At 54.8% G+C, this 11563-nt stretch carries 5 protein-coding genes; all 5 read left to right on the top strand.

Going from position 1 to position 11563, the window contains the following annotated elements:
* On the top strand, nucleotides 1-2681 hold a 2681-nt coding region (gene pglZ / locus VGE80_RS15370), incomplete at its 5' end, for a BREX-2 system phosphatase PglZ (protein ID WP_440593276.1).
* A gap of 9 nt (nucleotides 2682-2690) precedes the next feature.
* Nucleotides 2691-4013, top strand: a complete 1323-nt coding sequence (brxD, locus tag VGE80_RS15365) for a BREX system ATP-binding protein BrxD (protein ID WP_440593275.1) — start codon at nucleotides 2691-2693, stop codon at nucleotides 4011-4013.
* 344 nt (nucleotides 4014-4357) lie between these two features.
* Nucleotides 4358-5131 (top strand): hypothetical protein, encoded by a 774-nt coding sequence (locus VGE80_RS15360; RefSeq protein ID WP_440593274.1) that lies wholly within the window; start codon nucleotides 4358-4360, stop codon nucleotides 5129-5131.
* Nucleotides 5128-7233: a DEAD/DEAH box helicase gene (locus VGE80_RS15355; protein ID WP_440593273.1), complete on the top strand. Its 2106-nt coding sequence runs from the start codon at nucleotides 5128-5130 to the stop codon at nucleotides 7231-7233. The genes VGE80_RS15360 and VGE80_RS15355 overlap by 4 nt, the downstream gene beginning before the upstream one ends.
* A 104-nt stretch (nucleotides 7234-7337) precedes the next feature.
* A partial coding sequence (locus VGE80_RS15350) for a hypothetical protein (protein ID WP_440593272.1) occupies nucleotides 7338-11563 on the top strand: 4226 nt, incomplete at its 3' end.

Genomic DNA, 11563 nt, shown 5'->3' with positions numbered 1-11563 from the left:
TTACGGCCATCCGGGACAAGCTGCCGAAAGCCCGCGTGATCGGCATTCATTCGTCCGCACGCTGGTCCGGCGAGCCGATGCAGCGTGATGGTGACCATGCGTACGCCATTTATCAGTGCGATTCGCCGCTCGCGATGCGGTTTGCGCTCCGCGAACCGACGAACGACGACACAACGAAGGTGCTGATTACAGCCATCGACGAGAAGGATCTCAGCGACGATATATTATTGCGGCTTGCCAAGCGGCAGCTCTTTCCGATCAAGCCGTGGCAGATCGTCCGCACGTTATTCAACGCCAATGCCATCGATCCACGTTTGTCGGCGCATCCCTGGATCGCCGAGATGCTGCTGGAACTGATTCCGGCCGGGGGCTACCCCCCCGCGCGGGGCGGATTTCTTGATGCCGAAACTGCCTGGCCGCTACTGCTGCGACAGGCGATCGGACTGGGTGATGAAGCTCCCGATCTGACGTCACTATTAAAATGGGCGCAGGACGTACAACGAATCACGCAGTTCCAGAGGGCGTCGGAGGAGTTCCGCATCGGAGCAATCGCCTGGCTGGCTGAGAAGGCTGGCCCCGCGGCTGAAGTTCTGCTGCGAAGCGTGCAACAAACGGAACGTCCCGATGCTGTTCCAGTCGGTCTGGCTGCGGGCGTGGTCTATCACCTGTCCGCCACGGGCAAACTTGATAAAGCGACCGGCAAGTTGGAAGAACGGTATCTTGGGAAGCAGTCTCCCACCGGCGAACTGATGCAGAGATGGAGCAATGCCGCGACCGAAGTCGTGCGAACGCTTCGTCACACGGACCCGAAGCAGTATCGCCAGTTGCTGAACCGGGCCGACGAGATTCTGCGAGAGGTGCAGGCAGACAGCTTTGCCTACCTCAGTGACACGTCAGACCTGGGCTTCGATCAGCGCATGGGTCGATTCGGCGATTGCTTGAGCGGATTGATTGAATCGCGTCGATGGGAAGTTGAGGACGAACTTCAGGCGACGTTTCGGGCGATTCGCGACCACGACAAGACATCGCGAGAGACGGTCCGTCTTGAGCGGGTCGAAATGGCACTGCGTCTGATTCGCTGGCTCGCCGGACGAGCGAATACAAGCACTTCGCCGAAATCTCTGGCCGAAGCCGCCATTGATCATTTGCGTGAGGGAGGTTTCGTTGACTGGGCTCGGTTGAGCCTATGGCGAGGCGAACCTGTGGGCGAATTGTCCGCCGCCTACTCACGGCTGTTTGATGAAGTCCGCACGATCCGTGAACAGCAAGCAAAGATGTTTGCCCGCCTGCTGGCGGACTGGACCGCTGCTGGGTCGAAGGGTGACGAAGTCCTGCCAGCGGAACAGATTCTTGAAAAAGTTGTCGCTCCCTTGGCAACAGACCGGCTGGTGTTGGTGATCGTTGTCGATGGCATGAGCGTCGCCGTCTGCCGGGAATTGATGCGCGACATCGCCGGACATGAGTGGGTGCCGATCTGCGAACAGGGACGCGAATTCAACCGACCGGGGCTGGCGACAATCCCCTCGGTAACCGAGTTCGCTCGGACCAGCCTGCTGTGTGGTCAGTTGCAACAAGGGCATGCGGCCAATGAGGTCACCGGATTTGCCGAGCACTCGGCACTGCTGGCGCAATGTCGCAGCGGATCGCCTCCGGTCTTGTTCCACAAGGCTGGCCTGCAAGAGACAGATGATACAAGTCTCGCGAAGGAAGTTCGGACAGCGATCCAGTCGACCCACCGCCGTGTGGTTGGTGTGGTTATCAATGCCGTTGATGATCATCTGCTCAAGGGAGAACAGATCGACGTCCGTTGGTCACGGGACCAGATCAAGGTTCTTCCGGCCCTTTTGCATGAAGCTCGCGTTGCCAGACGATTGGTCGTTCTGGTTAGCGATCATGGCCACGTGCTCGATTGCCAGTCGCAGGCCAGAACCGGCGACGCCGGGGAACGCTACCGCACAGCTGCGGGCGAGCCCGCCGATGACGAACTGCTCGTGCATGGACATCGCGTGCTGACAGAGGGTCATCGCATCATAGTTCCTTGGAGCGAACGTATCCGTTACGGGATCAAAAAGAACGGCTATCACGGTGGGCTGACGCCACAAGAAATGGTCGTGCCGATTGTGGTGCTGTCGAGTACCGACGATTTCCCGGAAGGCTGGCGCGAACAGCCGATCGACACGCCGGTCTGGTGGGACGAAGTTGCAAGACCAGCACTGGAACAGCGACCTGCGGTACCACAGCTCAAACCAGTAGAACCAAAACCCAGCAAACCACCTGGAACTCTGTTCGACTTGGAATCGGAACTGGAAACCGTCGTGTTGCCATCAGAGACGGTGGTAACCATGCAACCGACCGAGGTCTCGTCCATCCGTCCGGAATGGATTTCGCGTCTTCTGGCATGCGAAGTTTATGAAGACCAGAAGCGTCTTGGTGGGCGAAACCTGCCGACAGACGATGTCTTTGGACAACTGCTGACGGAATTGGATCAGCGCGGCGGCAAGTTGCGGAGCGCAGCGCTGGCTCGTGCACTGCAATTCCCGCCGATGCGGCTGCCAGGCTTGCTGGCCAAAGCAGAGCGTGTACTGAACGTCGACGGTTACGACATTTTGCGCTGGGACGAAACCTCGGACACCGTGGAACTCAATCGGGAACTGCTGCTCAAGCAGTTTGATTTGATTTAGGAATCGTGCATGTCGCTCAGCCCTCGAAGACGAGAGGAAATCATCGACGCCCTGCGGCGGGGAACTGTGCCCCGCAGCAGCCTGGATGCGTTTGCAGTCGGACTCGGCGCGTTCGAGGGGGTACTCGACGAGGAACTGCGCAAGGTCGCAGCAGGTGGCAGTGTCTTCAAATCGGTGCGCGGCGAGTATGGTTGTGGTAAGACATTCTTCGCCCGCTGGTTGGCCGATCACGCTCGGAAGCTCGGTTTCGCGTCATCCGAAGTTCAGGTCTCGGAGACAGAGACGCCATTACACCGACTGGAGACCGTCTACCGTCGTCTGATGGAGCGGCTGTCCACGGCGGACACGCCCCAGGGAGCCTGGCGAAATATTGTCGATGGCTGGTTCTTCGCCTTGGAAGAAGACATCCTGGCAGAGGGAACCGTTCAAGGCGACGACCAGAAGGCTCTGATCGAACGGACGAATGAACTGCTTGAACAGCGGTTGACCAAAGTCACGAACGCGGCTCCCACTTTCAGCGCGGCCTTGCGAGGCTATCGCGAAGCTCAAGCGGCAGGAGATCGTGGTACGGGCGAAGCAATTCTGGCCTGGATGGCTGGTCAGCCGAATGTGGCAGCCGGCGCGAAGCGTTTCGCCGGTGTCAAAGGCGACATCGACCATTTCGGCTCACTGAGCTTTCTTCAAGGTGTGCTGACTGTTCTACGTGATTCAGGCCATCCCGGTTTGCTGCTTGTTCTGGACGAAGTTGAAACAATCCAGCGGGTCCGTAGTGACGTGCGGGACAAGAGCCTCAACGCGTTGCGGCAACTCATTGATGAGATCGACTCGGGTCGTTTCCCCGGCCTGTACCTTGTCGTCACCGGCACACCTGCGTTCTTTGATGGCCCCCAAGGTATCCAGCGGCTCGAACCGCTCGCCCAACGGCTCCATGTCGACTTTCAGACCGACGCCCGGTTCGACAATCCTCGTGCCGTCCAAATTCGCTTGCCTGCCTTCAGTCTGGAACGGCTGTGGCAGGTTGGCTGCAAAATACGGGACATTTATCACGAGCACGCAAATGCTCCTGAGAGAATTTCCCAACGCTGCAATGACGAATACATCCGAGAATTGGCCGCTGCCGTTGCAGGTAAGCTCGGAGGCAAGGTCGGCGTAGCTCCGCGAATCTTTCTGAAGAAGCTCGTCGACGACATTCTCGACCGCATCGATCAGCATCCCGAGTTCGATCCAACTCAGCACTACGCGTTGACTCTGAGTGACACCGAGTTGACTCCCATTGAACGACAGGCCATGGGAGCTGCTGACGTTGATGATATTGAATTGGAGTTGGAATGAGTTTAGACGCAGCCATCAATCAGATATTCATCATGTTGCAGGAACTCGGCGGCACTGAGCCGTGCCTGCCACCGACATATCTCTTCAACGAAGGCTGGATGCTGCGGCTGATTCTGAAAGCGGCGGAAGCAGCTTCTCTCGGGAACTGGATTGACCAGATTCCACCATCAAAGTGGAAATCGGAAGCGAGGCTCTACACTCCGTTTGACGAATCGCGAGGTAAGGCATTTGAAGGACTTACGAACGCGGATGGCGTTGTAGGCGACTTTATATTCAATCCTGGCACGAAGACGGGAGTCCGACTTTCTGACGGAGCTAAAAGATTCGAGGTCTATGAGGCGAAGATGTATTCCCTTCTTTCCAAGGGAGTCACGGCAGCACGCTGGTATGATCAAGCGGCCCGCAACGTCGCGTGCATGGCCCAGACTCTTGCTCTGACCAACACCAAGCCGTGCGATTTGGATCGCGTGAGTTTCTCCGTGATCGCTCCACAAGGACAACGTCCGTTTTTTTCAAACGAACTGTCGCCAGCGTCAATTCGTATGAAGATTCAAATGCGAATTGACCAGTTTCAAGGTCAAGGGCTCGAAGAACTTGTCCTGTGGCGCGAGGAGTATCTCAAACCAATGATCGACCGAATGGAAAAAGAAGGGATGATAAGCTTCCTTTCCTGGGAAGAATTGATTGGAAAAATCACAAATGAAAGCACCAAGGCGGCGGTTGGAGCGTTCTACAAAAAATGCGAAGAGGTTTCTCGCATCACCCAACAGCAAATCATCGCCAACGGGCCCACAAGAGGAGGTCAATATCGAGTGAAAGGTGAAATCGAACCAAGGGGAATCGTCGTTTGCTGTTATCCAGGGCAAACGAAGTCTCGCGTTTATCGCAAGGACAACCACGACGCCAGCTACCTCGAAAATAATGCCAACCTCGAACCCGTTGATCTTCCACCTGTGAAGTTTTCCGACCCACACATAGGCGATGAGCTTGATTATGAAGGGAAGAAGGTTCGTGTGATTTCGAGCGGACCATGCCGCTGCAAAGTGGAATGTGTAGATTCCCCAGGACCGATATTGCTGGTTGATAATCATCTGATGCAACGGGCAACCAAGCGATGACCGGCTTTGACCGCCTGCATCCCGCACTTCAGCACCAGATCGTCAACAGTCTCGGCTGGCGCGAGTTGCGGCCGTTTCAGGATTCAGTGATTGCACCGATCCTTGAAGGTCAACACCTGATCGTGCTGGCTCCAACAGCAGGCGGGAAAACGGAAGCGGCATTCTTCCCCGTGATGTCGCGGATGCTTTCCGAAGGCTGGAACAGCCTCAGCGTACTGTACATCTGCCCGATCAAGGCGCTGCTGAATAATCTTGATATCCGGCTTCATCGATACTGTACGTTACTGGGACGTCGATCGGCGCTCTGGCATGGGGATGTTAAGTCGACAGCCCGCAAACGCGTCCTTCGGGACCGCCCCGACTGCCTGCTGACGACGCCTGAATCCCTGGAAGTGATGCTCGTCTCGCCGAAGGTCGATGCGAAGAGCCTGTTCTCAGAACTGCGCGTTGTCATTATCGACGAGATTCATGCCTTTGCCGGTGACGATCGCGGTTGGCATCTGTTGGCGGTGCTGGAGCGAATCTCTCGCTTGGCAGGGTGTGAAATCCAGCGTATCGGTCTGTCGGCGACAGTTGGGAACCCCGAAATGCTGGTTGACTGGCTCGCGGGATCGTGCCAAGGCACCCGTAAAGTTTTTCTGCCACCGGCCAGCGCGAAAACTGACGCCGACGTGCAACTCGATTTCGTCGGCTCACTCAAAAACGCAGCCGTCGTGATCTCACGTTTACATCGTGGTGAGAAACGGTTGGCGTTCGTCGATAGTCGATCACGCGCCGAGCAGCTGGCGTCCGAACTTCGGCAGCTCCAGATGACCACCTTCGTCACCCACAGTTCACTCAGTCAGGAGCAGCGAAGCCAAGCCGAAGAGGCGTTTGCGTCGCGCGACGATTGTGTCATCGTGGCGACAAGCGTTTTGGAACTCGGGATCGACGTCGGTAATCTCGATCGTGTGATTCAGATTGATTCGCCACCGACCGTGTCCAGCTTCCTCCAGCGAATGGGGCGCACGGGCCGGCGTTCTGGCACTCTCCGCAACTGCCTGTTTCTCGCCACAAAAGACGAGACGCTGGTGCAGGCAGCGGCATTGATTGATCTGTGGGCAGAAGGGTACGTCGAGCCCATCGAACCTCCTGCCCTCCCGTTTCACGTTCTGGCACAGCAACTGATGGCCTTAACGCTTCAGGAGAGTGGCATCGGCCGGGCGAACTGGCTCGAATGGGTTCGGGGCGTACCCGGCTTCAGGTCGATGACGCCTCAGCAGATTGATCAGGTCGTCGCAGCAATGCTGGATAAGGACATCCTGTGGGATGATCAGGGCATCTTGTCTTTTGGGCGTGAAGGAGAGGAGGCTTTCGGACGCCGAAATTTTCTGGAACTGTTCTCGGTTTTTATGTCTCCCCCGCTGTTCGCTGTTTTGCACGGGCGGCAGGAATTGGGCCATGTCGATCAAATGTCATTCCTCGGAAAGCACGAGGGACCGCGGGTACTCTTGCTCGGCGGGCGGGCCTGGCGCGTAAACCACATCGACTGGCAGCGTCGCATCGCATACGTCGAAGCGACGGACGCGAAAGGGCGATCACAATGGAGAGGTGAGGGACAAGGACTGGATTACCGGCTTTGCCAATCGATTAAGAATGTTTTGACCACAGCTGAGTGCTCTGACCGCTGGTCACGTCGAGCCAGCGAACGGATGGAAGAGATTCGACACGAGTATTCCTGGCTGACTGCCGACTCTTCGATTGCCTTGCTTGGAGCGAACAGGCAAACAGAATGGTGGACCTTCGCCGGTAGTCGGGCCAACGCGACCTTAGCACGCCAATTCGCGCTAGCGATGACAGGAAAGATTGACTCCGACAGCTTTAAGGTAACTTTCGATCCAACGATCACTCTCCAGGACGTAGAACGAGCCCTGGATGAGATCCGCAGGCTGGACGCTGCCGAAATGCGACCTGCCGTCGACGAGGCAGCCATCGAAGGACTGAAATTCTCGGAGTGTCTACCCGTTGCATTGGCGATCGAAATGCTTGAGCGCCGACTCCAGGCCGTCGACGCAACCAAAAGGATTCTGAATGAACGAATACGATACGTCGTGCAGAATTAGCGAAACGAGGCGTTCGCTTCAGCATTCACGGATATGGAGCAACGCGAGTGTTGACGGCCGTCTGTTGCCCACCTTGCAAAACGCCAATCCTGAATGAGATCGCCATGGCCACAAACAATTCTGATGATCCAACAGCCACCTACCGAGGATACCGCCGTCAGGCATTATACGTCCTGTTTCGCCTTTTTGATGAGGGCTTACCATCCGATTCCAAGATCCATCCTGAAGGCGAGGAGGACCTTGCAATCTACGGGAAAAACGCCCAGCTGACCGAGGTTATCCAAGTAAAGGACCTGAGCGATCCACTTTCAGTTTCGAGCTTTAAACGCTCTTTTTTTGAGCGAATAAAAACGCACTGTGCCCCAGGCACAGGAACCGAAGTCAAGATCGTATCGTATGGACCCATTGGCCCCGAGCTTGAGGAAGCTTTGGGCGGTGAACCCGATAAAGCTGCGAAAGTTGTATCGAAACTCACGGAAGCAAAAACGAAAGAAACCGCCAAGAAGGGAAAAGTACATACGACCACGATACCGGGTTTATCTCCCGCTGAAGCGGATAGCATCGTCAAAAGACTTCAGATTTGCAAAGTTACCGAGCCGGATCTCCGCGAAGCGGTTATTGAACGGCTGAAGAACGTTGCTACGGGAACAGATCCAGCTCGTGCATTCGATCTATTAATGTGGTGGATGCTCACATGCTCTGAGGAACAACGAGTCATCTCACGTGAAATGGCAATCGCGAAGCTCGACAGGATTGGGAAGTTTCTCACGGCAAGGGCTGCTTACCACAATCAATGGAATCGGTCTATTATTCCGATCGCAGCAGCCGACCTTACGGCAAAGCACAAAGAGAGACTTGAAGAAAGTTTTTACCGTGGCGGCAGAGTTCGCTTTGAGCACATAGTGGCCGGTTTGGATGTTCCGCGTGGAAGTACCGCCACCGACATCGATGCAGCGTTCGATGAATGTAACGTCGTGATTTTGCACAGCGCGTCAGGTCAGGGCAAAACGACGCAAGCATATCGGTATGCGAAAGATTACGCGCCCAAAGACTTTCGATTTGAAGTGCTTCCACCTGATGACCTTGCTCACGCACGAGACATGGCACTGGCGATTGTTGGACACGCAGAGGCAATCGAAGTCCCTACGTTCGTTTATGTCGACGTTCGGCCGGGTGATCAGTATTGGGTAGAATTAGTCCGCCAATTGGCCAAGATCGCCGGCATTCGAGTCCTTGTCACGATTCGTGAAGAAGATTGGGCACGGACCGCCGTTTCAGCGGCAGACTTTGACTACAAAGAGCTTACGCTTGCCTTTGGCGAGAATGAAGCTTCGGAGTTGTACAACCGCCTGCTCAATCGTGGCATCGAGCAAAAACACCTCGACTTCAATGACGCATGGGAACAGTTCGGCACACGCAAGACACTCTTTGAATTTGTGTACTACGTCACACAACACCAGAGTTTGGCCGACCGCATTAAATCCCAGATGGCAACCATCGAAGTCGCTGTGAGCGAAGGAAGGCGGCCAGCCGCCGAATTGGAATTTCTACGGAAGGTTGCAGTCGCGTCGGCGTATGAGGCAAGAGTTGATCTGGCCTCCCTTTTGGCGGCATCTGGCCTGCCTGCTGCACATGCGACAATTACTACATTTGAAGACGAATACCTCATTCGCGTATCTGAGGACGGGAAATACGTTGAAGGCTTTCACGCAATTCGCAGTGAACTTATGACCGAGTCACTCGTTGACCCGATCATATACCCCTGGTACCAGGTGGCAACCCAGGTCCTTCCTCACATCGTAGAAGATGACCTTGAATCATTTCTGCTGTGTGCGTTCTCGCGACGACCGGATTCCGCGACACAACTGATCGACGCCCTGTGCACGTACTCTCCGAAAACATGGGTTGGGGTTCGCAACATCATGGTCGCACTGATGTGGAATGGCTTGCAATCCTACACACAGAATAACCTGGAACTCTTGAGAGAAGTTCACGACACATGTATCGGTTGGTGGTCGATGGCTCTTGACTGGGATCTTGCAATGGCGAAGGGTCCCAAAGGATTCAACGTCTTTGAAAACCTTGGAGATGCTTGGAGTGACGCAAAAAAAAATTCTGACAAGTTCCGTTCGCGCCAATTGGATAAATCTGAGGTTTTTGGGGATGTTCGCGCGTGGGCTGGAGCAAAGAAGCGTTTGGTGGATGCGCCGACCACGCCTCAAACATGGCTCTCAATGGCGGAAGTTCTGTTCTGGGTTGGGCATTTGTCGATCACAACCGAATTGACCCAGAACGTCGCCTTTTCAAGGATGAACGAAGGAATTGAATCGCTCACCACTTATCAACTCGGAAGATTCTTGCTTGGAGTCAGGACGTGCTTCCCGGACGACTATGCCCGATGGCTAAATGATTCATCGGCGATCGTACGTGGCAAGATACGATCGGAGGCCGCGTTTCTTATACTGCAAGACAATCCCAACGACATTGTGGGTCATTTCCTGATCGATCCTGAGGTTGAGTCGAACACTCTGCGAAGATCGGATGACCGAGGCAAGGCCGCGGTCACCATTCACGACCTGACAATCGAGAGAATTGAGGTGCTGGCTCAGGTGTTTCCGGCGAAGGAAAGGTACGGCGCTGTTGGCTACGGACATCGATCATCACTTGTTCCACCTTACATCGATGAGGCCAACAAGCCGGGCGTTTTGAGTGAGAATCTGTATCCACATTGGACAACGACGTTCAACGCGAGGGCTCGCGGATATGTGGAACTGATGTTTCGGCCAGAGACGTGGCGAGACTACTTCGCGATCGTTGCTGGGCTCCGGCAATCTGTGATTGACGCGCTGCTCGACCTAGAGTTATCAACAAAAAAGATAATTCGCGCGTCGTCTCCTCCGAGGGAGTCCATCCTCAATGACCCAGCTGGCTGGGATGCCTGTAAGAAATCGCTTCAGTTCGATCTTTTGTTGCCGAAAGTAGCGGTTGATGAATGGGGTTTTGCTTCAGACTCGTCGAGCGAAATGCCGTCGCTGACGCAAAAGACATTTCGGACCGCCATCAACCGCTTCACACCAGTTAAGGAGTCGCTCAAGGAGTACACTAGAACCGTCGGCAACTTCATGAGGCAGGCGTTGGAATCGATGATTCTGGTTCCGAATCTTCGCCATGCTCAAAGCCACACAGGGAGAGTCGCTGTCGTCAAGAAGGCTGCGGAGCTAGGGCTAAGTGAAGACTCAGTGCAATTGTCGATCGTAAATGGGATCGACTCGTTCAAGGCTGTTGTCGCGATGCAAGATACAATCCGTAAGATTTTCCCGGATGGAGATTTGCCAGGTATTGACCGCGACCTGAGGGAAAGCGAACTACGCGCGTTTGACTCAGCGATCACGACCTGGTGCAACTTTGTCAGTCCACCCCGCATGGAAGGGAAAGGCGATCGTCGCAGTAAGGACAAGAAAATCGCGACGAAAGCGGTCGCTACCACATTGGGGGACCTGCTAAGTGCTACCCGGAATCGTCTGAAATCGGAGCTTCAAGCACTGAGGGCATTCGGGATTAAAGCTGGAGTGCAATCAGAAAGTGTCCGGTGGAATGGTCGGTCGGCATTGTGGATCGGCTACGACGTTGGGCATCCAATAGAAGTCTTGCAGAGTGTGTCACATGTATGGAATCGTTTGGTTGCAGCTTTCAATCCAGATCGTGACAACATCATTCGTTCCAGACTCATCGACTGTTTCTGGGAGGAGATAATCCTCGTTCCGACGGTACTTGGAAAAAGTCTCGATGGAATCGCGATGCCTCACTTGAAGGCCGTGACTTACCCGGTCCCACCTCCTTTCGACGAAAGTGCTTGGAGGATGGCAGGGAGTGAGATCGATCATGACACATTGCGCCAACTCGGGATTGAGTTGTGGCCGCTGCCGATGGCGGACATGAGTATTCATCAATTAAATGCGTCTTTTGCTGAGCTTTTCCTGGCGCTCGATCATTTATCGGATTTGGACCGCATGAATGTTGAACTCGATGACGTTGGGCAGAACATGCTTCACGTGCATTTGAATCGAAAAATGGTCGACCTCGCACGTGTGTTACACTCTACGAGAGAATCCGTGGAGGGTGTTGCCAAGATCATTAACAGCTCCCATGACATTGATTCCCGGCCAAACCTGAAAGCCTGCGGAGAGCTCCTAGTTGAAACGATAAACCATTTAGCTCTGCCAAACACCGAAAGAACCGATGGTAAAATGACGATTTCGGAGATCGTTGAATGGAGAGATGAAGTGCGTAATGGGCTGGGGTGGGTGGGAACCGCTAAATACTTCTGGCT

Source organism: Schlesneria sp. (assembly GCF_036405755.1).
Classification (GTDB): Bacteria; Planctomycetota; Planctomycetia; order Planctomycetales; family Planctomycetaceae; genus Schlesneria; species Schlesneria sphaerica.
This window is presented reverse-complemented; position numbering and strand designations above follow the sequence as displayed.